This is a genomic window from Frankia gtarii (genome assembly GCF_025403375.1).
GTDB lineage: Bacteria > Actinomycetota > Actinomycetes > Frankiales > Frankiaceae > Frankia > Frankia gtarii.
On sequence record NZ_JAMPTM010000002.1, the window covers coordinates 51,556 to 75,370 of the forward strand.

Sequence of the window (23,815 nt, forward strand, 5' to 3'; positions counted from 1 at the left end):
GGCGCGCCCCGAGGGCTCGGGGCTCACCCGAAGGGGCAAGGTGTTTAACCCCGGGGGATGACGCATCCTGCCTCGTCCGGCCTTACCGTTGGGCCATCCCCGCCGGCCGTTCGCCGGCCCTCGACTGTCTTTTCCTCACCGGCGCAAAGGAGCGTGGCCAGAATGTCGTCCTACCGGTTCGCCGTGCTATGGTTGAAGGCGTTTCGTGAAAGCGCGGAGAAGGTCTGCGCCCTGTACGCCGACGACTTCCTCTTCGAGGATCTGATCCTGGACCAGTCGATCACCGACAAAGAGGATCTGCACCGAGTTTTCGCGCCGTACGCGAACAAGGATCTGGACAACGGTATCGGGATCAACCTGTTTCGGATCGACGAGTACATCGGTGATGCCCGTAGCGGGATCATCCGCTGGACCTGGGAGCCCGCGGGCTCGGCGGCCTTCCTCGGTGTCCCCACGGGCGGGAAGACGTTCAGCACCTCCGGTCAGACCTTCCACATCTACGACGCAGACGGCCGCATCACGCGTGAGTCGACCTACTGGGATGCGATCTCACCGCTGCACACGCTGGGCCTGCCGGTGTCGATCCATGGTGGCGTCGCCGCCCCGGTCCCCGCGTCCGCCGCGGTCTGAGGCCCCAGAGACCCGAAGTGAAGGGAACACGTCGATGAGCAAGGCCACCGACCACGCGCAGCGCTGGGCGCAGGCACTCACCACGGACACCGAGGCCGCCGTGGCCCTGTACGCGGACGAGGTGCTCTACGACGACCGCCGGGCGGTCGACCACGTCTACGACACCGCCACCGGCCGGGCCGAGCTGCGCGAACGCCTCGCCCCGTACGCGAACGGCGACACCGGCAACGGCGTCGGGATCCATCGCTTCGAGGTGCTTGAGGCCATCGAGACCACCGGGGGTAACGGGGCGCCCGCCGTCACGATCCTCTGGCGTTGGACCGGTGAGCACCTCGCGGGCTTTCGGGGAGTGCCGGCCGGCGGCCGGACGCTGTCCACCCGCGGCCAGACCTGGCACCAGTTCGATGCCGACGGCCGGATCGACCGTGAGCTGACCAACTGGAACGACACCCCGGTACTCCAGGAACTCGGCCTGCCGGTCCTCACCCCGCACTACTGGGACGCCGATTTCGACCCCGGCTCGCTCCTGGGCTGAAGCCCCGAAGGTATTCGCCGCTTCGTCGGTGTTCGGCAACGGTTGTGAGGTCCCGTTTTCCGCGGGCCGGTGGACGGCAGTTCGATCTGGAGGTTCAGCAGTCATGTGGGGCACCCTGCCAGAGGTGTTCGATCGGGTGTGTCTGTACTACGCGGACTCGACGGCGATCATCGATGATGATCGTCGGCTCACCTACCGGCAGATGCAGAGCTGGGCCAACCGAGTGGCGAACGGACTCGGGGTGCTGGGGGTGGAGAAGGGCGACCGGGTAGGCCTGCTGCTGCCCAACATCCTGGAGTTCATTCCGACCCAGCACGGAATCTGGAAGGCCGGGGCGGTGCTGGTGCAGATGCCGACACGGTCCGCGGTCCGCGGTCATCGCACCATTCTGGGGCAGGCCGGCGCCACCACCCTCATCTATCACGCCCAGTTCGACGCGGTCGTCACCGAGCTGCTCGACGGTCTGCCCGACGTCAAGCGGGTCATCCGCCTGGCCGGTGGCCATGGGGGCGCCGCCGATACCCATGCCGGGGCCGGGGCCGGGGCCGGGCAGACAACGGTCCTCAACGCCCTGGAGGTTCTCGACTACCGGACGTTCTTCGACTCGCAACCGGACTCGCCACCGTCGGTATCCCCGGCCGAGGACGACGACGCGTACGTGCTGTTCACCTCCGGGAGCACGGGTGAACCGAAAGGGGTGGTCAATTCCCACTTCACCTGGGCGCACTACAGCATCACGGCAGGACTCGAGATCGCCGACATCCGGCCGGGTGAGATCTTCGCGCACGGGGCTCCCCTCACCCACTTCACGCAGATCTTCGTGATGCCGACGTTCCTGCGCGGCGGGGTGAACGTGATGCTGCCGGGACTCGACGTCGACGTTCTCCTCAAGACGATCGAGGAGGAGCGGGTGACCGCCACGGCCGTGGTCCCCACGATCGTCTACCTCCTGCTCGACCATCCCGGCCGGACGTCGTTCGACCTCTCCTCGCTGAACACGATGATCTATGCGGGCTCCCCGATCGCCCCGGAACGCCTGCGTGAGGCGCTCGACACCTTCGGTCCGATCTTCGTCCAGACCTACGCCGGGACCGAACCGGGCTACGTGTCGTGTCTGCGCAAGGAGGACCACCGGGTGGACACCGAGCAGGGTGTCCGACGGCTGGCGTCGGCCGGGCGACCGATCCCGTACGTGAAGGTCACCATCCAGGACGACAACGACCAGCCGCTCCCGGTCGGCGAACCGGGAGAGATCTGCTCGCGGCAGCTCGGGCAGATGCTGACCTACGTCGACCCCGCCCGCAACGCCGAGGCGTTACGGGACGGCTGGGTGCACACCGGCGACATCGGCTTCCTGGACCCCGACGGTTTCATCTACATCGTCGACCGCAAGAAGGACATGGTGGTCAGCGGTGGATTCAACGTCTTCCCACGTCAGGTCGAGGACGTGCTGTTGACCCACCCGGCGGTGGCCCAGGCCGCGGTGGTCGGCGTACCGCACGAGAAGTGGGGCGAGGCCGTGCTCGCGGTCGTGGTCGCCAAGCCCTCCGAGACGGTGCGGGAAGGCGACCTGATTGCCCACGTCAAACGGGAGCTCGGCAGCGTGCCGGCGCCGAAGTCGATCGTGTTCTGCGACAGCCTCCCGGTGAACCCCGCGGGCAAGGTCGACAAGTTGGCGATTCGCGCGCCGTACTGGGCCGGACGCAGCCGGGAGATCGGATGACTGCGCAGAGCACCGCGGACCGGGTCGACCGGACCGGGCCGGGAGAGCAGCCCGAGTCGTCTGCGACGCTCGTCGACTCGGCCACCTTCCGTGACGTCCTGTCGCATTTCGCCACCGGCGTCGTCATCGTGACGGCGATGGCCGGGGACCGACCGGTGGGCCTGACCTGCCAGTCGTTCACCGCCCTGTCCCTCGACCCGCCGATGATCCTGTTCTGTCCCGCCCGGACGTCCACGTCCTGGCCGGTGCTGGCGGCCTGCGGGCGGTTGTGCGTCAACATCCTCAGCGCGGACCAGCACGAGATCAGCAACGGATTCGCGCGCAGCGGCGCGGACAAGTTCGCCGGCGTCGCGTGGACGCCGCTGTCGAACGGCGCCCCCGCGCTGGACAGCGCCGCCGCGCACATCGGAGCGAGCCTCGCCGAGGTCCACGACGGCGGCGACCATCACATCGTCACCTGCCACGTGGAATCCCTGCGAGCCGGCGAGGGCGGCGCTCCGCTCCTGTACTACCGCAGCGAATACCGCCACCTGCGGCCTCAGGACTGACATCCCACCGCATTTCGAGAAGGAGGAGAAAGTGTCCACACCGCACTACCCCTTGTTCATCGGTGGGGAATGGTTCGATTCCACCGAGCGGTACGAGATCAGGAGTCCCGCGACGGACGAACTCGTGGCGACCGTCGCGAAGGGCGGGGTCGAGCACGTCGACCGCGCGGTCGCCGCGGCCAGGGCCGCGCACGAGGCGGGCGTGTGGCGGCACACCGCGCCGCAGGAGCGTTCGGCGTTGCTGCACGCGGTCGCCGGTCGTCTCGAGCAGCGCCTGCCCGAGCTCGCGGCCCTGCAGAGCCGGGAGAACGGCGCGACGATCCGCGTCACCGGCGCCCTGCATCTCGGCCTGTCGATCGGCCAGCTCCATTACCTCGCCGATCTCGCGGAGTCCTACGAGTTCGAGAAGGCCGGACCCGAGATCGGTCCGATTCCGGCCGCGGGAGTACTGCGCCGGGAGCCCCTCGGCGTGGTGGCCGCGATCGTGCCCTGGAACATCCCGCTTCTGGTGATCATCTGGAAGGTCGCGCCGGCGCTCGCCGCCGGGAACACCGTCGTGCTCAAGCCCGACGAGCACGCGCCGCTGCTGGCCCTCGAACTCGCCAGGGAGTTCGAGGCGGCCGGTCTGCCCCCGGGGGTGCTCAACGTCGTCACCGGCGACGGCGACCCGGTCGGCGCCCACCTCAGCAGCCATCCCGACGTCCGCAAGGTGGCCTTCACCGGCTCGACCGAGGTCGGCAAGGCCATCCTGAGCGCGTCCGCCGACACGGTGAAGCGGGTGACGCTGGAGCTCGGCGGCAAGGGGCCGAACATCATCCTCGATGACGCGGACCTGCCGCTCGCCGTCGACGGGGCGCTGTTCGCGGCCCTGGCCAACAACGGGCAGGCCTGCGAGGCGGGCACCAGGCTGCTCGTCCCGGGCGTGCTGAAGGACGAGTTCGTCTCCCGGCTGGTGGAGCGGGCGAAGACTCTCAAGCTCGGCGATCCGCTGGATCCGGCGACCGACGTCGGCCCGGTGATCAGTGCCGGACAGCGGGACCGCATCCTGGGCTACCTGGCGTCGGCCCGCGCCGACGGCGCCACCATCGCCCTGGGCGGCGGCGCCCCGCAGGGACCGGGGTTCGAGGTGGGGAACTGGGTCGAACCCACCGTCGTCGCCGACGTCACCAACGATGCGCGGATCGCCCGCGAAGAGGTCTTCGGCCCGGTGCTCACCGTGCTGACGTACGACTCCGTCGACGAGGCGGTCGCCATCGCCAACGACACCGACTACGGCCTGTCGGCCGGTGTGTGGGGCCGGGACGAGCAGCGCGCCCTGGCTGTGGCCCGCCGGCTCGACGCCGGCATGGTGTACGTCAACGACTGGCACGTCATCCACCCGGCCTACCCGTTCGGCGGATTCAAGCAGAGCGGCCTGGGACGTGAGGGCGGCCCCCACGCGCTCGACGCCTACACCGAGCAGAAGTTCATCTCGCTCGCCCGGTCCGGCGGGCTGGCGGACCGGGCGGCCTTCGCCCTGGTGCTGGGAACGCCGCCGACCCGCTGACCCTCGGCCGACCCGCTGACCCCCGACAGACAGGGACGCATCAACGATGGAGCACGTCAGCACCGCCCGGGTCGTCGGTCCGACGACCGTTCCGGTCGTGCGCAACCAGATCCGGGCGTTCCTCGACCTGCGACACGTTCGGGCCGGCGGCAGCCGTCCACCCGGGTTCGACCGGTTCCAGGCCACCAGGCTCGGTGTTCTCGGGGCCGGGATGATGGGCGCGGGCATCGCCTACGTGGCCGCGCAGGCCGGCATCGAGGTGGTGCTCAAGGACGTCAGCCTTGCCGCGGCGCGCCGCGGCAAGGCCCACGCCGAGCGGCTGGAGGCGAAGGCGCTGGCCCGGGGTCGCACCTCGCCGGGCGCGTCGGCGGCGTTGCTCGACCGGATCCACCCGACCGCCGACCCCGCCGACTTCGCCGGGGTGGACGTCGTCGTCGAGGCCGTCTTCGAAAGCGTCGAGCTGAAGCACAAGGTCTTCGGGGAGATCGAGGAGATCGTCGACCCGGCCGCGGTGCTCGGTTCGAACACCTCGACGCTGCCCATCGCCCTGCTGGCCGAGGGTGTCCGGCGGTCCGAGGACTTCCTCGGCCTCCACTTCTTCTCCCCGGTCGACCGGATGCCGCTCGTCGAGATCATTCGCGGGCGGAGCACGTCCGACGCCACGCTCGCGAAGGCGTTCGACGTCGTCCGGCAGATCGGCAAGACGCCGATCGTCGTGAACGACGGCCGCGGGTTCTTCACGAGCCGCGTCATCATCGCCTTCCTCAACGAGGCGATCGCGGCGGTCGGGGACGGCATCGACCCGGCCGGTGTCGAGGCCGCGGCGTTGCGGGTCGGCTACCCGGCCGGACCGCTTGCGCTTCTCGACGAGCTGACGCTGACCCTGCCGCGAAAGATCCGGCAGGAGGCGCAGGCGGCGGCGGAGGCCGTCGGTGATGTCTGGCGGGGCCATCCCGCGGACGCGGTCGTCGACCGGATGATCGACGAGTTCGGGCGGCCGGGGCGGTCCGGCGGCGCCGGCTTCTACGAGTACGACGACACCGGTCGGCGCGGCGGCCTGTGGCCGGGCCTGCGGGCGGCGTTCGGCACGCCGGGCCGCGACAGCTCGCCCGCCGACTCCGCCGACCCCGCCGACCTTGCAGACCGGCTGCTGTTCGCCGAGTCGATCGAGGCCGTTCGCGCGATGGACGAGGGCGTCGTCGGGTCGGTGCCCGACGCGAACGTGGGCTCGTTGCTCGGCATCGGCTTCCCGCCCTGGACGGGCGGGGTGTTCCAGTACATCAACCAGTACGCCGACGAGCACGGAAGGGGCCCGGCGGGATTCGTGGCCCGAGCCCGCGAGCTGGCCGGCCGCTACGGCGCCCGCTTCGCCCCGCCCGGCTCGCTGGTAAGCCGGGCAATCACCGGCACGCCGTATGTGTAGCGGCGCGGCCCGCATCCGGTTCGACAGACGATCAATCGCTGGGAGGCGTTGTGGACTTCGGTGAGGACGCGGAGCTCACGGCTCTGCGGGAGACGGTCGCCGCGATCGTGAAGCCGTTCGGCGGTGCCTATTACACCGAGCGGTCGCACGCGCACAGGCCGACCAGCGAGGTGTGGGCGGCGCTCGCGGAGGCCGGTTTCCTCGGGGTGAACCTCCCCGAGGCCTACGGCGGCGGTGGCGGGGGCATCGTGGAGCTCGCGGCGGTCTGCGAGGAGACCGCCGCGGCGGGCTGCCCGCTGCTGCTCCTGGTGGTCTCCGCCGCGATCTCCGGCGAGGTCATCTCCCGTTTCGGTAGCGAGGAGCAGAAGCTGCGGTGGCTGCCCGGCCTCGCCGACGGCAGCCACAAGGTGGTGTTCGCGATCACCGAGCCGGGCGCCGGGTCGAACACTCACCGGCTGGCGACGAAGGCGGACCGCGACGGCGACGACTGGGTGCTGACCGGGCAGAAGTACTACATCTCCGGCTTCGACGAGGCCGCGGCCGTCCTCGTCGTCGCCCGGACCGGCGTGGACGAGGCCACCGGGCGGGCGCGACTGTCGCTGTTCGTCGTGCCGACCGACACGCCGGGCCTGGTCGCCCACCCGCTGCCGGTCGCCGCGCAGATGCCCGAACAGCAGTTCACGCTGTTCTTCGACGACGCTCGGGTGCCGGCGGACGCGCTGATCGGCGTCGAGGGCGAGGGCTTGCGGCAGGTGTTCCACGGCCTGAACCCGGAACGGATCACCGGCGCCGCGATCTGCGTCGGCATCGCCCGGTACGCGCTGGGAAAGGCCGCCGACTACGCGCGTCACCGGCAGGTGTGGGACGTCCCGATCGGCGCCCATCAGGGTGTCTCCCACCCGCTGGCGAAGGCGAAGATCGAGACGTCGCTCGCCGCGCTGATGACGCAGAAGGCCGCGTGGTCGCATGACCACGGCCTGCCCGCCGGAGAGCCGTCGAACATGGCGAAGTACGCCGCCGCGGAGGCCGCCCTCGCGGCCGTGGACCAGGCGATCCAGACCCACGGCGGGAACGGGATGGCCGTCGAGTACGGCCTGATACCGCTGTGGGGAATGGTGCGCACGCTGCGGATCGCCCCGGTCAACCGGGAGATGATCCTCAACTACGTCGCGCAGCACACCCTCGGCCTTCCCCGGTCCTACTGAGGAGCTCCGGCCCCACTGAGGAGCTCCGGCCCCACTGAGGAGTTCCGGCCCCACTGAGGAGACAGCGATGACGTATTCCGCCACGAGATGGGCGCCCGCGCCGGGCGGGCCGGCGGCGCAGGCGCGGGCGGCCGAGGGCACCGTCCTGCGGTCCCGCCTGGACACCGCCTCCGAGTTGTACCGCACGAACCGCGCCGCCCAGCTCGCCAACCTCGCGCAGCTCGCGGAGCAGCTCGAGATCGCGCGGGCCGGCGGCGGCGAGCGCTACCGCGACCGACACCGCCGGCGCGGCCGGCTGCTGGTGCGCGAGCGCGTCGAGCTGCTGCTCGACCGGGACTCGGCGTTCCTCGAACTGTCCCCGCTCGCGGCCTGGGGAACGGAGTTCGCTGTCGGCGCGAGCGTCGTCACCGGCATCGGGGTGGTGTCCGGGGTCGAGGTCGTCATCATCGGGCACGACCCGACGGTCCGCGGCGGCACGATGAACCCGTACTCGCTGCGCAAGACACTGCGCGCCCTCGACATCGCCAGGCGCAACCGGCTGCCGGTCGTGAACCTCGTCGAGTCCGGCGGTGCCGACCTGCCCAACCAGTCCGACCTGTTCGTCCAGGCCGGGAAGATCTTCCACGACCTGTCCGCCCTGTCGGCCGACGGCATCCCCACCATCGCCCTGGTCTTCGGCAACTCCACCGCGGGCGGGGCGTACGTGCCGGGCATGTGCGACCACGCGGTGCTGGTCGATCGGCAGGCGAAGGTGTTCCTCGGCGGGCCACCGCTGGTCAGGATGGCGACCGGCGAGGAGGCCGACGACGAGGAGCTCGGCGGCGCGGCGATGCACGCGCGGGTCTCCGGAGTCGCGGACTACTTCGCGGTCGACGAGCCCGACGCGATCCGGATCGGCCGACGGATCCTGTCCGAGATCAACTGGCGTAAGCGCGGACCCGGGCCGAGCCTGCCCGCCGACCCGCCCGTGTACGACGCCGACGAGCTGCTGGGGATCGCGCCGGCGGACATCCGGGTGCCGTTCGACCCGCGCGAGGTGCTCGCCCGGGTCGTCGACGGCTCGCGGTTCGGCGAGTACAAGCCCGACTACGGCACCAGCCTGGTCACCGGCTGGGCATCGATCCACGGCTTTCCGGTCGGGGTGCTCGCCAACGCCAACGGCGTGCTGTTCAGCGCGGAGGCGAAGAAGGGCGCCGAGTTCATCCAGCTCGCCAACCAGGTGGACACGCCGCTGATCTTCCTGCAGAACACCACGGGTTTCATGGTGGGTGCGGCCTACGAGCAGGGCGGCATCATCAAGGATGGCGCCAAGATGATCAACGCGGTGACGAACAGCGCCGTGCCGCACCTGACCGTCAACATGGCGGCGTCGTTCGGCGCGGGCAACTACGGCATGTCGGGGCGCTCCTACGACCCACGGCTGATGTTCGCCTGGGTCGGTGCCAAGCTCGCCGTCATGGGCGCCGCCCAGCTGGCCGGGGTGCTGTCGATCGTGGGCCGGGCCGCCGCCGAGGCCGCCGGCCGACCGTTCGACACCGCGGCCGACGACCGGCGCCGCGCCGAGATCGAACGCCAGATCGGCGAGGAGTCGCACGCCTTCTTCATGAGCGGAAAGCTCTACGACGACGGCGTCCTCGACCCGCGCGACACCCGCACCGTGCTCGGCGTCGCCCTGTCCGCCGCGCACTCGGGCCCGATCGAGGGACGCCGTGGCTACGGCGTCTTCCGGATGTGAGCCCCGTGCGCCCGGTGACATCACAGAGGCCGGTGACACCGCAGAGCCGAGCGACCCCAGGGGGGCGAGTGATCACAAAACTGCTGGTCGCGAACCGGGGCGAGATCGCCGTCCGGATCATCCGGACCGCGCACGCGATGGACATCGCCACGGTCGCGGTCTTCTCCGACCCCGACGCGGGTGCCCCGTTCGTCGCCGCGGCCGACGAGGCGGTCCGGCTGCCCGGGGCGACGCCGGCCGAGACGTACCTGCGTGGCGATCTGGTGATCGACGCCGCGCTACGGGTGGGGGCCGACGCCGTCCATCCCGGCTACGGCTTCCTGTCCGAGAACGCCGACTTCGCGCGGGCGTGCGCACAGGCGGGGCTCGTGTTCGTCGGACCGCCCCCGGAGGCCATCGCGGCCATGGGGTCGAAGACCCGGGCGAAGGAACTGATGGGCGCGGCCGGTGTGCCGGTCCTGCCCGGCCTGATCGTCGACGACGAGCTGCTCGCCGAGCCCGACCGGCTGGTGAAGGCCGCTGCTGAGCTGGACTTCCCCGTGCTGGTCAAGGCCGTCTACGGCGGGGGTGGGCGCGGCATGCGCATCGTGCGCGACGCCGGGGCGCTCGCGGACGCCGTGGCGGGCGCGCGGCGCGAGGCGGCGGCGGCGTTCGGCGACGGCACGGTGTTCCTGGAGCACTATGTCGAGCGTCCCCGCCACGTCGAGGTGCAGGTCTTCGCCGACACTCACGGCGACGTCGTGCACCTGTTCGAACGGGAGTGCTCGATCCAGCGGCGCTACCAGAAGATCATCGAGGAGGCGCCGTCCGTCGCGGTCGACGAGCACCTGCGGGAGCGCCTCGGCTCCGCCGCCGTCGCGGCCGCCGCGGCGATCGGCTACGTCGGTGCCGGAACCGTCGAGTTCGTGCTCGACCGCACCGGCCGGTTCTTCTTCCTCGAGGTGAACACCCGGCTGCAGGTCGAGCACCCGGTGACCGAGCAGGTGACCGGGCTCGACCTCGTCCGGGCGCAACTGCTGGTGGCGCAGGGCGCGCCGCTGCCGGCCGAGCTGCGCCACGCCCGCATCACCGGCCACGCCGTCGAGGCCCGGCTGTACGCCGAGGACGTGCCCGCCGGGTTCCTCCCCGCGACCGGGACGATCCACCGTTTCGACGTGCCCACGTTCGACGGCGTTCGCGTCGACAGCGGGGTCGCGGACGGGTCGGTCGTCGGCGTCCACTACGACCCGATGCTCGCCAAGGTCATCGCGCACGGCGCGACGCGTGACGAGGCGATCCGCCGACTCGCCCGCGCGCTGGCCGGCACCCGCGTGCACGGGGTGACCACCAACCGGGAGCTGCTTGTCGCCGTTCTGCGCGACGAGGCGTTCCGCTCCGGCGACATCGACACCGGTTATCTCGACCGGCACGACGCGGTCGCGATGGGCTCGCCCGCGACGTCTGCCGACGTCCTCGCGACCCACCTGGTGGCGGCCGCGCTCACCGCCGCGGCCGAGCGCCGGGCGAACGGGATCCTCCCGGGCGCGCCGCCCGGCTGGCGCAACGTCCCGACCTCGCCGCAGCGTGCCGTTTTCGCGCTGTCCGGCCCGGGATCGTCCGGGCGCGGTGTGTCCGGGCGCGAGGTGGAGGTGACGTACCGCTGGCGCGCGGACCGCGTCGACGTCACCGTCGACGGCCGGGCCCGGGAGGTGGTGGTGCACCGTCTCGACGGCGAGCAGGCGGATCTGACCGTGGACGACGTTCGCTCGACGGTCCGGGTCCACCGCGTCGGGCCGGAGGTCTACCTGGACGGTCGCGGCGGGTCGACGGTGGCCCGGGAGACGCCCCGGTTCGTCGAGCCGGGCGCGAGCGCCGCGGCGGGGTCGCTGACCGCTCCGATGCCGGGAACCGTGGTCCGGGTCGCCGTCGAGCGGGGTGCGGCCGTGACCGCCGGAGAGGTCGTGCTCGTTCTGGAGGCGATGAAGATGGAACACGCGGTGACCGCGCCGCACGACGGCGTCCTCAGCGCGCTGGACGTGCGTCCCGGCCAGACCGTCGACGGCGGGCACGTCCTCGCCGTCATCACACCGGGGTCGGCGCGATGACCCCGCCCGCGGTCATCTACCGGCGGGACGACCGGGTCGCGTGGCTGACCATCAACCGGCCGGAGGCCCGCAACACGCTGTCCGCCGAGGTCCGCCGGGGCCTGTGGGACGGTTTCGCCAAGTTCAACGCGGACGGGGACGCGTCCGTTCTCGTGCTCACCGCCGCGGGCGATCGGGCGTTCTGCGCCGGGGGCGACCTGAAGGAGATGGCGACGGCGGCGCTTGCGGTGCCGCCGCCGGACTACGTGCCCCAACCCGGCCGGAACATCGATGTCGACAAGCCCGTCGTCGCCGCCGTCAACGGCGTCGCCTATGCCGGTGGATTCCTCCTGACGCAGTGCTGCGACCTGGTCGTCGCCGCCGAACACGCCAGATTCGCGATCACCGAGGTCAAGGTCGGCCGCGGGGCGCCCTGGGCCGCGCCGCTGCCCTACCTGCTGCCGCCCCGGATCGCGATGCAGATGCTGCTCACCGGTGAGCCGATGGCCGCCCGGCGCGCCTACGAGCTCGGCCTCGTCAACGAGGTCGTGGCGGGAACCGACCTCGCCGGTCGGGCGCGGGAACTCGCCGAGACGATCGCGGCCAACGCGCCGCTGTCGGTGCGGGCCGCGAAGCGCACCGTCGGTCTGCTCGCCCAGCTTCCCCTGTCCGAGGCGTACCGCGAGGCGGAGCGGATCTGGGAGCCGGTCTACCTCAGCGCCGACGCCCAGGAGGGGCCGCGGGCGTTCAGCGAGAAGCGCCGGCCGGTCTGGAGCGGGCGCTGATGGCCGCCGACCAGCCGGTCGGGCGACCGGTTCGCATCGCCAACTGCTCGGGTTTCTACGGCGACCGGATCGACGCCGCGCGGCTCATGGTCGACGGCGGCCCGATCGACGTGCTCACCGGCGACTATCTCGCCGAGCTGACGATGCTGATCCTGTGGAAGGCCCGCCGACGGGACCCCGGTGCGGGCTACGCGCGGACGTTCCTCGTCCAGCTCGAACAGGTGCTCGGCACGTGCCTGGACCGTGGAATCCGCATCGTCGTCAACGCGGGCGGCCTCAACCCCGCGGGCCTGGCCGAACAGGTCACCAAGGTCGCCGCCGGGCTCGGCCTGTCGCCTCGGGTCGCCCATGTCACCGGAGACGACCTGACGGACCGGATCGGGCCGTTGCGGGCGGCCGGCGAGTCCTTCACGCACCTGGACACCGGGCGTCCGTTCGCCGAGCTGGCCGCGAGCGGGGTCGAACCGGTGACCGCGAACGCCTACCTCGGCGGCTGGGGCATCGCCGCCGCGCTGGAGGCGGGAGCGGACGTCGTCGTCACCCCTCGGGTGACCGACGCGTCCCTCGTCGTCGGCCCGGCGGCCTGGTGGCACGGATGGGCGCGCACCGACTGGGACCGGCTCGCCGGCGCGGTCGCGGCCGGCCACGTCATCGAGTGCGGACCGCAGGCCTGCGGCGGGAACTACGCGTTCGGCTCGGAGGTCACCGACCGGCGGTATCCGGGGTTCCCGATCGCCGAAGTCGCCGCCGACGGCTCCAGCGTCATCACCAAGCACGCCGACACCGGCGGACTGGTGTCCGTCGGTACGGTCACCGCACAGCTGCTCTACGAGATCGCCGAGCCCGCCTACCCGAACCCCGACGTGGTCGCGCACTTCGACACGGTGAGCCTGACCCAGACCGGTCCGCACCGGGTGCGGATCTCCGGCACCCGGGGAAGCCCGCCGCCGGGCACGTTGAAGGTCGCGATGAACTACCTGGGCGGCTACCGCAACACGATGACGCTCGTCCTGACCGGTCTCGACATCGAGGCGAAGGCCGCCTGGGCCCGCCACGAGCTGTTCGACCTGCTCGGCGGCGAGAACGCGTTCGACGCCGTCGACGTGCGGCTGCTGCGGTTCGACCATCCCGACGCCGACGACAACGCCCTGGCGACGGCGCACCTGCGGATCACGGTGAAGGACCGTGATCCGAAGCGGGTGGGCCGGGCGTTTTCGGACGCAACGATGGCGCTGGCCCTGGGCGGGTACGCCGGCTTCCACACGACGACCCCGCCGACCGCCGAGAGCGCGTACGGCGTGTACTGGCCGACACTCGTCGGGCGGGACGCGGTGGAGCATCGCGTCGTCCTCGACGATGGCCGCGGGATCGCCATCCCGCACAGCCCGACGGCCCCGGCCACCCCGGCGCCTTCTGCGCGGACATCGCCGGTGACGCCGGCCCCGAGTGCTCCGCTGTCCCCGAGTGCTCTGCCGGCCCCGAGTGCTCCGGGTGGCACGGTACGGATCCCGCTGGGTCTGCTGGTGGGTGCCCGATCCGGGGACAAGGGCGGCAACGCCAACGTCGGTGTCTGGGCCCGCGACGCCGCGACCTACACCTGGCTCGCCGCCGAGCTGACCGCGCGGCGCTTCGCCGAGCTGGTGCCGGAGGCACGGGGGCTGCAGGTTCGCCGCTACGAGCTCGCGAACCTGCGGGCGGTGAACTTCGTCGTCGTCGGCCTGCTCGGCGAGGGGGTCGCCTCGGCGACCCGTCCCGACCCGCAGGCGAAGGGGCTTGCCGAGTATGTGCGTTCGCGCCATGTCGAGGTACCCGTCGAGCTCGTGGATCCCATCCATGTCCCGTCCCGCGCACGTGACGGGGCTCTGTTCGTCAAGCGGTCCTCCCGCTGGGAATTAGGTGGCTGACATCGTGAACGAGTTGCATCATTTTGTGGCCGGCAAGCTGCTGCCCGGAACCTCCGGCCGGTTCGGCGACGTGTTCGATCCGAACACCGGTCGGGTCCAGGCCCGCGTCCCACTGGCGTCGCAGGCCGAGGTCGACGCCGTCATCACCGATGCAGCCGCGGCACAGCTCGAATGGGCGCGGTGGAATCCGCAGCGCCGGGCGCGGGTGCTGATGCGCTTTGTGGACCTGGTCCGCGCCGAGCGCGACAGCCTGGCCCGGCTGTTGTCGTCCGAACACGGTAAGACGATCGCCGACGCGGTCGGCGACATCGAGCGGGGGCTGGAGGTGGTCGAGTTCGCGATCGGCATTCCGCACCTTCTGAAGGGCGATTTCTCCGCGAGCGCGGGCACCGGGATCGACGTCTACTCGATGCGCCAGCCGCTCGGCGTGGTCGCCGGGATCACCCCGTTCAACTTCCCGGCGATGATCCCGTTGTGGAAGGCCGCCCCGGCCATCGCCTGCGGCAATGCGTTCGTGCTCAAGCCGTCCGAGCGTGACCCGTCGGTGCCGCTGCGGCTGGCGGAGCTCTTCATCGACGCCGGCCTGCCGCCGGGGGTGCTCAACGTGGTCAACGGCGACAAGGTGGCCGTGGACGTGCTGCTGACCGACCCGCGGATCCAGGCGATCGGGTTCGTCGGTTCGTCGGCGATCGCCGAGTACATCTACGCCACGGCGGCGGCGCACGGCAAGCGCGCGCAGTGCTTCGGCGGCGCGAAGAACCACATGATCGTGATGCCGGACGCCGACCTCGATCAGGTCGTCGACGCCCTCGTCGGAGCCGGTTACGGGTCCGCGGGGGAGCGGTGCATGGCCATCTCGGTGGCGGTCCCGGTCGGGGAGGCGACGGCGGACGCGCTCGTCGAACGGCTCGCCGCGCGAGTGCGCGCCCTGAAGGTCGGCGCCTCGGACGACGCCGGCGTCGACTTCGGCCCGCTGATCACCGCGGCCGCCGTCCAGCGGGTGCGCGACTATGTTCGCAGCGGCGTCGAGGAGGGCGCGGACCTGGTCGTCGACGGTAGCGAGCATGTCGTTGCCGGCTATGAGGGCGGCTTCTTCCTCGGCGGCACGCTGTTCGACCATGTCACCCCGGACATGCGGATCTATCGGGAGGAGATCTTCGGCCCGGTGCTCACGGTGGTCCGTGCCCGGGACTACGCCGAGGCGCTGCGGCTGCCGAGCGAACACGAGTACGGCAACGGGGTCGCCATCTTCACGCGCGACGGTGACACCGCCCGCGATTTCACCAGCCGCGTCAACACCGGCATGGTCGGGGTGAACGTGCCGATCCCGGTCCCGATCGCTTATCACACCTTCGGCGGCTGGAAGCGGTCCGGTTTCGGGGATCTCAACCAGCATGGTCCCGATTCCATCCGGTTCTACACGCGAACCAAGACCGTCACCTCTCGCTGGCCCGGTGGCACCAAAGAGGGCGCCAGCTTCGTCATCCCGACGATGAACTGACGGTCCACCTGATGATTCTCACCGAGGAACAGCACGCGCTACGCGACACCGCGGCAGCGTTCGCCGCCGAACATCTCGAACCGAACGCGCTGCGGTGGGACCAGACCAAGCATTTTCCCGTCGACGTGCTCCGCAAGGCCGCGCAGCTCGGCATGGGCGGGATCTGCGTCGCCGAGGACGTGGGCGGCAGTGGACTCGGTCGACTCGACTCCGCGGTGATCTTCGAGGCGCTGGCGACGGGGTGCCCGTCGATAGCCGCCTATCTCTCCATCCACAACATGGTCACCGCGATGATCGACCGCTACGGCGACGCGGGGCAGCGTTCCCGCTTCGTCCCGGCGCTGTGTTCCATGGAACACCTGGCCAGCTACTGCCTGACCGAACCGGGAGCGGGCTCCGACGCCGCCGCCCTGTCGACGCGGGCCCGGCGCGAGGGTGACTTCTACATCCTCGACGGAGTCAAGCAGTTCATCTCCGGCGCCGGAGCCGCCGACATCTACGTGGTGCTCGCCCGCACGGGCGGTCCCGGTCCGAAGGGGATAACGGCGTTCGTCGTCGACCGGGCGAACCCAGGAATGTCCTTCGGCCCCAACGAGGCGAAGATGGGCTGGAATGCCCAGCCGACCCGCCAGGTCATCCTCGACGGCGCGCGGGTCTCGGCGGGCGACCGGCTCGGTCCCGAGGGCGGCGGGTTCGCCGTCGCGATGTCCGCGCTGGACGGCGGGCGGCTGAACATCTCGGCGTGTTCGCTCGGCGGGGCGGAGGCCGCGTTGGGCAAGGCGGTGCGGCACCTGCTGGAGCGGGAGGCGTTCGGCGCGAAGCTCGCCGACGCCCAGGCGTTGCGCTTCCGGCTGGCGGACATGCGCACCGGCCTGGAGGCTGCGCGCACCCTGCTGTGGCGCGCCGCAGCCGCGTTGGACGCCGGTGAGCATGACGCCACCCCGCTCTGCGCGATGGCGAAACGCTTCGCGACCGACACCGGATTCGAAGTCGCGAATCAGGCCCTGCAACTGCACGGCGGCTACGGATATCTGAGCGAGTACGGCCTGGAGAAGATCGTCCGCGATCTGCGGGTCCACCAGATCCTGGAAGGAACGAACGAGATCATGCGGGTCATCGTGTCCCGTTCGATGCTGGCGGCGGCGCCATGACCGATGTGCTGGTCGCGGTTCAGGGAGGCCTGGGCCGGATAACGCTGAACCGGCCCCGCGCCATCAACGCGCTGACCCATGGCATGGTGCGGACCATCGCGGACGTGCTCGACCGCTGGGAGCATGACGAGCGGATCCGCGCTGTGCTGATCGAGGGCGCCGGGGACCGGGGGCTGTGCGCCGGGGGCGACATCCGCGCGATCTACGACGACGCCCGTTCCGGGGGCACCGGTTCGCTGGACTTCTGGGCCGAGGAGTACCGGCTCAACGCGCGTATCCACCGGTATCCGAAACCGTACGTGGCGTTCATGGACGGTCTGGTGATGGGCGGCGGGGTCGGAATTTCCGCGCATGGCGCGCTGCGCGTCGTGACGGAACGTTCCCGCATCGCCATGCCCGAGGTCGGTATCGGGTTCGTCCCGGACGTCGGCGGCACCTACCTGCTGTCCCGGGCGCCGGGTGAACTGGGCACCCACGCCGCGCTCACGACCGCCCAGCTCACCGGTGCCGACGTGATCCACTGCGGACTCGCCGACCATTTCGTGCCCAGCCACCGGCTCGACGCGCTGGCCGAGGCACTGGGCCGCGGCGGGCTGGACGGCGACCAGCCGGCGGGTGTGGTGGCGGCGTTCGCCGAACCCGCCCCGGCGAGCGATCTTGCCGCCCAGGCGGGGTGGATCGACGCCTGCTACGGCGCGTCGACGGTCGAGGAGATCCTGGCTCGGCTCGGCGAGCAGGGGCAGGAGGCCAGGTCCGCGGCCAAGGAGATCGGGCGCAAGTCCCCGACCGCGCTCAAGGTGACCCTGCGCGCGCTGCGGCTCGCCGCCAGGCTACCGACCCTCGAGGCGGCGCTCGACCAGGAGTTCCGGGTTTCCAGTGCCTGCCTGCACTCGCCCGACCTGGCGGAGGGCATCCGGGCGCAGATCATCGACAAGGACCGCAGCCCGCACTGGACTCCGCAGCGGCTGGCGGACGTCGGCGACGACGTCGTCGCCGACTTCTTCGCGCCGCCTGGGCCTGGTGGACACGAGCTCGGGCTTGGACTCACCGAGGGGGGAACCCACCGGTGAGCGTCGGTGAGATGGACAAGGAGGTCGCAATCGTGGAACTCGCCGATCGGCGAATCGCCTTCCTCGGCCTGGGCAACATGGGCGGGCCGATGGCGGTAAACCTCGTGCGGGCCGGCGCGTCGGTGACCGGGTTCGACCCGGCGCCGGAAGCGGTCGCGCGGGCCGCGAGTGCCTCTGTCGGCACCGCTGCGAGCGCCGCCGCCGCCGCCCGGGGCGCCGAGATCGTCATCACCATGCTGCCTAGCGGCCGCCACGTCCTGGACTGCTACCGGGACATCCTCCCCGCGGTCGGGCCGGGAACCTTGTTCCTCGACTGCTCCACCGTCGACGTCGCCGCCGCGCGGGCCGCCGCCGCCCTGGCGATCGAGGCGGGATGCCGCGCTATCGACGCACCGGTCTCCGGCGGCGTGGTCGGCGCCGAGGCGGCGACCCTGACGTTCATGGTCGGGGGAGACCCGGCGTCCCTCGCTTCGGCCGAGCCGCTGCTGCGCGCGATGGGTTCACGGGCGATCCACTGCGGAGCGTCCGGAGCCGGTCAGGCTGCCAAGATCTGCAACAACATGATTCTCGGCATCTCGATGATCGCGGTGAGCGAGGCGTTCGTGCTCGGCCAACGCCTCGGCCTCACCGACCAGGCCCTGTTCGACGTCGCGTCCACCGCGTCCGGGCAGTGCTGGGCCCTGACGGCCAACTGTCCCGTCCCAGGGCCGGTGCCGACCAGCCCCGCCAACCGGGCCTACAGCGGCGGCTTCGCCTCCGGTCTGATGCTCAAGGATCTCCGGCTCGCCCGGTCGGCCGCCGACGCCGAAGGGGTGCAGACGGTGCTGGGGCGCACCGCCGCCGAGATCTATGCGGACTTCGTCCGCGTAGACGGTCCCGGCCGGGACTTCTCGGCCGTCATCACCGCCATCCGCGAGGGCGCCATGGGCGCCCGTCACGACGAGGAAACCGTCTATGAATGACGCGAACGGCGCCGCGGGAACCGTCGACGCTGCAACCACCGGCGTGCCTGCAACCACCGGCGTGCCTGCAACCACCGGCGTGCCTGCAACCACCGGTTACGAGACCATTCTCATCGATCGGCCACATCCCGGCGTCGCCCTGATCACCCTCAACCGGCCGAAGGCGCTGAATGCCCTCAACCTCCAGGTGATGGGGGAGGTCATCGCGGCCGCGGCGGAGCTGGACCGTGACCCGTCGGTCGGGGCGATCGTCCTCACCGGTTCGGCGAAGGCGTTCGCCGCCGGGGCGGACATCAAGGAGATGCAGCCGAAGAGCTTCAGCGACGTCTACGCGGCCGACTGGTTCGCCGGCTGGGACGCCCTGAGCAGGGTGCGTACTCCGCTGATCGCCGCGGTCTCCGGATACGCACTGGGTGGCGGCTGCGAACTGGCGATGATGTGCGACGTGCTGCTCGCCGCTGACACCGCGAAGTTCGGCCAGCCGGAGATCACCCTCGGGGTGATTCCCGGCATGGGGGGCTCGCAGAGGCTGACCCGCGCGGTGGGCAAGGCGAAGGCGATGGATCTGTGCCTGACCGGCCGCACGATGGGCGCCGACGAGGCCGAGCGCGCCGGGCTCGTTTCGCGGATCGTTCCCGCCGCAGACCTGTTGGACGAGGCCTTGGCGGTGGCCGGGAAGATCGCCGGAGTGTCGGCGCTGGCGGCGGTGATGGTCACGGAGGCGATCGACCGCGCCTTCGAGACGACGCTCACCGAGGGCATCCTGTTCGAGCGTCGCCTGTTCCATTCGACCTTCGCGACCGCCGACCAGAAGGAGGGCATGGCCGCGTTCGTTGAGAAGCGGCCACCGGTCTTCCGTAACGTCTGAGTGCCTGTCCTGAATCTTGGTTGCGTGGGCTGCGTGTGGCCTGTTCTGGATCTTCGCGGTGTGGTGGACTGGGTCGCGGGGGTCGACTGGTCAGGGTCCGGACATGGCGCGATCGCACCGGTATCCGTCGGATCTGTCCGACCTGGAGTGGGCCTACGTCGAACCCTTGCTTCCCTCGCCGTCGAAGGATGGCCGGCCGGAGGCGCACGATCGGCGTGACATCGTCGACGCGATTCTCTACGTGACGCACAACGGGATTGTGTGGCGGGCGCTGCCCGTGGACTTCCCGCCGTGGAAGACCGTCCACGGCATGTTCGACCGGTGGAGACGCAGGGGTGTCACGATCATCGTGCACGACGGTGTACGTGACGAGGTCCGCCGCGCCGAGGGTCGTGACCCGGCGCCCACCGCGGGGGTCATCGACTTCCAGTCGGTCAAGGCCGCGCCCACGGTGAGCGCCGTAACGCGGGGGTACGACGCGGGCAAGAAGGTCAACGGCCGCAAGCGGTTCATCGTTGTCGACACCCTCGGCCTGCTGTTGACCGTCCTGGTCATTCCCGCGGACCGTCAGGACCGCGACGGCGCCCGCCAGCTCCTCGTTGACCACTACTTCACCACCCCGACCTGCAGGTATCTGTTCGCTGACGGAGGCTTCGCCGGCCGGTTCGTTACCTGGGCGGCGACGGTGGTGAGGACGACGGTTCAGATTGTCCGGAAGAAAGAAGGCCAGAAGGGGTTCGAGCCGCTACCCCGACGGTGGGTCGTGGAACGCACCCTGGCCTGGATCACCGCGCACCGCCGCCTCGCCCGCGACTACGAACGCGACCCGGCGAACTCCGAGTCCTTCATCCACTGGGCCATGATCCGCACCATGGTCCGCCGACTCGCCCGCCGCACCCCCGCCACCCGCTGGACTCCCCGCAAGACCAGCGAGACCTGAAAACCATCAAGATTCAGGACAGGCACTGACACCTGCGCGTTTCCGGAGCCCCGCGCCCCGAGATCCGCAGTGCCTGACGCCTGGCCATGCCACCCTCGGCACCCCCTTGGGGACAGGTGGTTCGTCGACGAGACCCCTGCGAAGGTCGCCGGCCGGTGGACCTCCCTGTACCGGGCCGTTGACCAGCACGGCCAGGTCATCGACGTTGTGGCCGGCACCCGCCGTGACCGGGCCGCGGCACGCCGCTTCTTCGCCCGGGTGCTGTCCCACGGCCGCCGACCGGTCGAGGCCGCCACCGACAAGGTCCCGGTCTACCCGCGGATCCTCGACGAGCTGCTTCCCGCCGCCCACCATGTGGACGCCGCCAGGGAGAACAACCGGATCGAAACCGACCACGGCCGGTGGAAAACCCGACTCCGCCCGATGCGCGGACTGCAACGGCTGCGCTCCGCCCAGACCGTCAGCGCCGGACACGCCCTCGTGCAGAACATCCGCCGCGGCCACGACGAACATGCCGTCGACACCGATCCGCACCTTCGCCCTGCTACCGCGTTCACCGAGCCCGCCCGCGCCGTCTGACCCTGACCGCCAAAACCCCTGGCACGCGTCAGATCCCCCGAATGCAACAGCGCCCGCCACGGTCCCTGGCGAGGGCACGACGCCCGTACAGCCTGAACCTGACGGGACTCGACGGCGCGGCGAACCCGGCGTGCCTGTCGACGAAGCCCTTCGTGGCGGCGAGGCCGCGGCCGGCATGGAACGGCTTGCCTCCCGGCTGGGACCCGACGGCCGACCCCGCCGACAAGGCGAAGATCTACCCCGGTGTTCCGCACCCCCACTGCCTTGATCTGCCGGTGGTCGGGGGTAGCGCCAGGCACCCGTTCCGACCGTGTAACATCGCAGACGTGCGCGGGTGAGACACCCCGCGACCACCTGTCCGGGTGGCGGAATGGCAGACGCGCTAGCTTGAGGTGCTAGTGCCCTTTATCGGGCGTGGGGGTTCAAGTCCCCCCTCGGACACAACGCAGAAGATCAACATGGTCTCTGGCCTGCGCAAACGCGCGTGGGGTTCGACCATCCCGGCCGACACGAACCATTGCCCCACAGGCGCCCTACCTGCGCTTTCGCGATCCATGCGCATATGTAGTGTCGGTAGACCCATAACGATCATGAAGCTCGAGTCATGGTCCGACGCGACTGGCCCGCACTCGTTGATCAGCTGACCGGAGGCCGTGGGTCCACGACTGTCCGAGGCGACATCGACAGCCGGATTATCCAGACCCTGGGAAAGACAGGGAGGCCGGCAGATGTCGGCGCCTGGCCAGGGCCAGAGCCTCTCCGACCTCGCCGGAACACCACCGCGACCTGCGTCGGACGCGCCGCCGTCGTCCTCGTCCGCTGCGCGAATGCTCCGCTTCCTTGTGCCCCGATCCAGGTCGTTGTCGCCTGGGTCAGCGACGCCGCCGACGACCTCGACATCAACGCACTGCTGTGCGGACCAGACGGCCGAGTGATCGACCCCGAAGCGATGGTCTTCTACAACCAGCCCGTCGGCGCCAACGGCGCGGTCCTCACCGGCCCACGCGTCGCAGTCACGACTGCGGATGAGACGGTCGCGGGGTTTCCGCTGACCGGCCTGAGCACCGAAGCCGCCGCCGTCACCGCGGAGATCTACCGCGCGATGGTTCTGTTCCCAGGTTGTGACCGCAGTTCTTCGTCGAATCCAACCGCACCCGCCCGTCCTGGTGGCTTGTGTTCGTGAGTTTCGACCGCACCCCACTCCTTGCTGCAGTTCTTGGGGGTCGAGGGAGATCCGCGCTGGCGTTGGCGCTCACGCTGATCTACGCGGTCGGACGGATGCGTCGGGCGGCTTCGGAGGCCTGGTTCGCGCCGGCCTGAAAAGCGGACTGTCAGCGGGTCCGGTCACCCAGGTCGGGGCCGAGGCTGTTCTGCGCCGCCTCGTCAGGGACGATCCGTAGCACGGTGGCGGCGCCGGCCGGCTCGGCGGGGGACCCGAACCTGTGCGCCAGTGGTTCGATGATCACGACTGTGTCCGCGCCGGCGGTGAGGTGGGTATGGGATCCTCCGCCCAGAGCGCCGTCCATGTAGCGGCGGCCGTCGATCGTGACCGGCGGGTAGGCGACGGGCATGGCGCAGCTCGCCGCGACGGCTACGGGCAACGCTATGCCGCTGTTGCGGTCCCAGACGACGGGCTGGCCGGTCTCGAGATCCACGGCGGTGATCAGTAGCCGTCGGTCCGGCCAGTCAGGTGTACCGGTCAGGGATCCCATGCTGGCGACGTGTACGTCCTCGGGGACGGTCGGGGCGGTGAGCGCGATCCGGCCCACGCGGCGGCGGGCCTCGGCCGGGTCGAGCCCAGGATCGCCGAGGGTGGTGAACACCTCTGCCATCAGTTGGGGGTCCGGGCGCCGCTGCGGGCCGGGCAGGCCAGACGGGTCTGTTGCATTGGGGGATGGCAGGGCATGGCTGGCCCTACCGATCGGGTGATCAGATCGTGAGGGTGAGTTCGGTGAACGCGGCTGTCAGTCGTGTGTGCGGGGCGGTGTCGATTCCGAGTTCGTAGTGGCCGCGGCGGATGTTCTGGACGAAGGCATGCCCCGCGCTGATCGTCTGGACGGAGCGCAGCCGTTTCAGTCCGCGCATCGGGCAGAGCCGGGCTTTCAGGCGGCCGTGGTCGGATTCGATCCGGTTGTTCTCCCGCGCGGCGTCGACGTGGCAGGCCTCGGGTACCAGCTCGTCGAGGAGCCGAGGGTAGACGGGTGCCTTGTCGGTGGTGACCTCGACCGGCCGGCGCCCGTGAGACAGCGTCCCGGTGAGGAACCGGCGTGCCGCGGACTGGTCGCGTCGGGTGCTGGCGAGGACGTCGATGACCTGCCCGTGCTGGTCAACCGCCCGGTACAGGTACGTCCACCGGCCGGCGACCTTGACATAGGTCTCGTCGTCGAACCACCTGTCACCAGGACGGTGCCGACGCGGCCGTGCGGCGTCGACGAGCAAGGGCGTGAAGCGTTGGACCCACCGGTGGACCGTGACGTGGTCGACCTCGATGCCTCGTTCCACGAGCAGCTCCTCGACGTCCTGGTAGGACAGCGCGTACCGCAGGTAGCACCGCACCGCCAGCACGATCACCTCCGGTGGGAATCGGAACCCCGCGAACTCCGATGTCGGAACCGGTGGACGGACACGACATCGACGCATGACTCGA

Annotated in this window: 20 protein-coding genes, 1 tRNA gene and 1 pseudogene; 20 read left to right on the forward strand and 2 right to left on the reverse strand. The window is 70.6% G+C overall.

Annotated elements, in window-relative coordinates; genetic code table 11:
* The first annotated feature begins 162 nt into the window (after positions 1–162).
* The 20 genes and pseudogenes from NBZ83_RS00765 to NBZ83_RS33555 all read left to right on the forward strand — a co-directional run bounded on the left by NBZ83_RS00765 (position 163) and on the right by NBZ83_RS33555 (position 22,351).
* Positions 163–630, forward strand: a complete 468-nt coding sequence (locus NBZ83_RS00765; RefSeq protein ID WP_261558236.1) for a ketosteroid isomerase-related protein — start codon at positions 163–165, stop codon at positions 628–630.
* A gap of 34 nt (positions 631–664) precedes the next feature.
* Positions 665–1,165, forward strand: a complete 501-nt coding sequence (locus NBZ83_RS00770) for a ketosteroid isomerase-related protein (RefSeq protein WP_261566198.1) — start codon at positions 665–667, stop codon at positions 1,163–1,165.
* 103 nt (positions 1,166–1,268) lie between these two features.
* The gene (locus tag NBZ83_RS00775; protein WP_261574135.1) at positions 1,269–2,888 is read left to right on the forward strand and encodes an AMP-binding protein; all 1,620 of its coding nucleotides are present in this window, start codon (positions 1,269–1,271) and stop codon (positions 2,886–2,888) included.
* A complete protein-coding gene (locus tag NBZ83_RS00780) occupies positions 2,885–3,436 on the forward strand; it encodes a flavin reductase family protein (protein ID WP_261574136.1) in 552 nt (183 codons plus the stop codon). Before NBZ83_RS00775 ends, NBZ83_RS00780 begins: the two co-directional genes overlap by 4 nt.
* A 31-nt stretch (positions 3,437–3,467) precedes the next feature.
* The gene (locus NBZ83_RS00785; RefSeq protein ID WP_261574137.1) at positions 3,468–4,982 is read left to right on the forward strand and encodes an aldehyde dehydrogenase family protein; all 1,515 of its coding nucleotides are present in this window, start codon (positions 3,468–3,470) and stop codon (positions 4,980–4,982) included.
* A gap of 46 nt (positions 4,983–5,028) precedes the next feature.
* Positions 5,029–6,405 (forward strand): 3-hydroxyacyl-CoA dehydrogenase NAD-binding domain-containing protein, encoded by a 1,377-nt coding sequence (locus NBZ83_RS00790; protein ID WP_308203754.1) that lies wholly within the window; start codon positions 5,029–5,031, stop codon positions 6,403–6,405.
* 50 nt (positions 6,406–6,455) lie between these two features.
* Complete coding sequence (locus NBZ83_RS00795) at positions 6,456–7,610, forward strand: acyl-CoA dehydrogenase family protein (protein ID WP_261566194.1); 1,155 nt, start codon at positions 6,456–6,458, stop codon at positions 7,608–7,610.
* A 67-nt stretch (positions 7,611–7,677) separates the two neighbouring features.
* Positions 7,678–9,345 carry an acyl-CoA carboxylase subunit beta gene (locus NBZ83_RS00800; protein WP_261566193.1) on the forward strand — a complete coding sequence of 556 codons (1,668 nt, stop codon included), beginning with the start codon at positions 7,678–7,680 and terminating at the stop codon, positions 9,343–9,345.
* A 68-nt stretch (positions 9,346–9,413) separates the two neighbouring features.
* Positions 9,414–11,429, forward strand: coding sequence for an ATP-binding protein (locus NBZ83_RS00805; protein ID WP_261574138.1), 2,016 nt, complete (start codon positions 9,414–9,416; stop codon positions 11,427–11,429).
* Entirely contained in the window at positions 11,426–12,193 is a 768-nt protein-coding gene (locus NBZ83_RS00810) for an enoyl-CoA hydratase-related protein (protein ID WP_261566191.1), read from the forward strand. Before NBZ83_RS00805 ends, NBZ83_RS00810 begins: the two co-directional genes overlap by 4 nt.
* A complete protein-coding gene (locus NBZ83_RS00815) occupies positions 12,193–14,097 on the forward strand; it encodes an acyclic terpene utilization AtuA family protein (RefSeq protein WP_261574139.1) in 1,905 nt (634 codons plus the stop codon). The genes NBZ83_RS00810 and NBZ83_RS00815 overlap by 1 nt, the downstream gene beginning before the upstream one ends.
* Positions 14,090–15,598, forward strand: a complete 1,509-nt coding sequence (locus tag NBZ83_RS00820) for a CoA-acylating methylmalonate-semialdehyde dehydrogenase (RefSeq protein ID WP_261566189.1) — start codon at positions 14,090–14,092, stop codon at positions 15,596–15,598. The genes NBZ83_RS00815 and NBZ83_RS00820 overlap by 8 nt, the downstream gene beginning before the upstream one ends.
* An 11-nt stretch (positions 15,599–15,609) precedes the next feature.
* A complete protein-coding gene (locus NBZ83_RS00825; RefSeq protein WP_261566188.1) occupies positions 15,610–16,749 on the forward strand; it encodes an acyl-CoA dehydrogenase family protein in 1,140 nt (379 codons plus the stop codon).
* A complete protein-coding gene (locus NBZ83_RS00830; protein WP_261566187.1) occupies positions 16,746–17,819 on the forward strand; it encodes an enoyl-CoA hydratase/isomerase family protein in 1,074 nt (357 codons plus the stop codon). The genes NBZ83_RS00825 and NBZ83_RS00830 overlap by 4 nt, the downstream gene beginning before the upstream one ends.
* Positions 17,816–18,781, forward strand: a complete 966-nt coding sequence (gene mmsB / locus NBZ83_RS00835; protein ID WP_261566186.1) for a 3-hydroxyisobutyrate dehydrogenase — start codon at positions 17,816–17,818, stop codon at positions 18,779–18,781. The genes NBZ83_RS00830 and mmsB overlap by 4 nt, the downstream gene beginning before the upstream one ends.
* Positions 18,774–19,649 (forward strand): enoyl-CoA hydratase, encoded by an 876-nt coding sequence (locus tag NBZ83_RS00840; RefSeq protein ID WP_261566185.1) that lies wholly within the window; start codon positions 18,774–18,776, stop codon positions 19,647–19,649. Before mmsB ends, NBZ83_RS00840 begins: the two co-directional genes overlap by 8 nt.
* A 40-nt stretch (positions 19,650–19,689) precedes the next feature.
* Complete coding sequence (locus NBZ83_RS00845) at positions 19,690–20,589, forward strand: IS5 family transposase (protein WP_498041033.1); 900 nt, start codon at positions 19,690–19,692, stop codon at positions 20,587–20,589.
* A 78-nt stretch (positions 20,590–20,667) separates the two neighbouring features.
* Positions 20,668–21,168, forward strand: a pseudogene (locus NBZ83_RS00850) (DDE-type integrase/transposase/recombinase); the annotation flags it as partial.
* A 356-nt stretch (positions 21,169–21,524) separates the two neighbouring features.
* Positions 21,525–21,609, forward strand: a tRNA-Leu gene (locus NBZ83_RS00855).
* A gap of 163 nt (positions 21,610–21,772) precedes the next feature.
* Positions 21,773–22,351, forward strand: coding sequence for a TerD family protein (locus NBZ83_RS33555; RefSeq protein WP_368861773.1), 579 nt, complete (start codon positions 21,773–21,775; stop codon positions 22,349–22,351).
* Between the two features lie 148 nt (positions 22,352–22,499).
* Here the strand turns inward: NBZ83_RS33555 and NBZ83_RS00865 are convergent, their stop codons facing one another.
* Entirely contained in the window at positions 22,500–23,090 is a 591-nt protein-coding gene (locus tag NBZ83_RS00865; RefSeq protein ID WP_438803281.1) for a patatin-like phospholipase family protein, read from the reverse strand.
* 7 nt (positions 23,091–23,097) lie between these two features.
* On the reverse strand, positions 23,098–23,808 hold the full coding sequence (locus NBZ83_RS00870) for an IS6 family transposase (RefSeq protein ID WP_261568228.1): 711 nt from the start codon (positions 23,806–23,808) through the stop codon (positions 23,098–23,100).
* Between the last annotated feature and the right edge of the window lie 7 nt (positions 23,809–23,815).

Coding starts and splice junctions, on each gene's coding strand:
- NBZ83_RS00780 (WP_261574136.1), top strand. CDS start 2,885: ATGACTGCGCAGAGCACCGCGGACCGGGTCGACCGGACCGGGCCGGGA.
- NBZ83_RS00775 (WP_261574135.1), top strand. CDS start 1,269: ATGTGGGGCACCCTGCCAGAGGTGTTCGATCGGGTGTGTCTGTACTAC.
- NBZ83_RS00840 (WP_261566185.1), top strand. CDS start 18,774: ATGAATGACGCGAACGGCGCCGCGGGAACCGTCGACGCTGCAACCACC.
- NBZ83_RS00810 (WP_261566191.1), top strand. CDS start 11,426: ATGACCCCGCCCGCGGTCATCTACCGGCGGGACGACCGGGTCGCGTGG.
- NBZ83_RS00825 (WP_261566188.1), top strand. CDS start 15,610: ATGATTCTCACCGAGGAACAGCACGCGCTACGCGACACCGCGGCAGCG.
- NBZ83_RS00815 (WP_261574139.1), top strand. CDS start 12,193: ATGGCCGCCGACCAGCCGGTCGGGCGACCGGTTCGCATCGCCAACTGC.
- NBZ83_RS00790 (WP_308203754.1), top strand. CDS start 5,029: ATGGAGCACGTCAGCACCGCCCGGGTCGTCGGTCCGACGACCGTTCCG.
- NBZ83_RS33555 (WP_368861773.1), top strand. CDS start 21,773: ATGGTCCGACGCGACTGGCCCGCACTCGTTGATCAGCTGACCGGAGGC.
- NBZ83_RS00830 (WP_261566187.1), top strand. CDS start 16,746: ATGACCGATGTGCTGGTCGCGGTTCAGGGAGGCCTGGGCCGGATAACG.
- NBZ83_RS00870 (WP_261568228.1), bottom strand. CDS start 23,808: ATGCGTCGATGTCGTGTCCGTCCACCGGTTCCGACATCGGAGTTCGCG.
- NBZ83_RS00800 (WP_261566193.1), top strand. CDS start 7,678: ATGACGTATTCCGCCACGAGATGGGCGCCCGCGCCGGGCGGGCCGGCG.
- NBZ83_RS00765 (WP_261558236.1), top strand. CDS start 163: ATGTCGTCCTACCGGTTCGCCGTGCTATGGTTGAAGGCGTTTCGTGAA.
- NBZ83_RS00770 (WP_261566198.1), top strand. CDS start 665: ATGAGCAAGGCCACCGACCACGCGCAGCGCTGGGCGCAGGCACTCACC.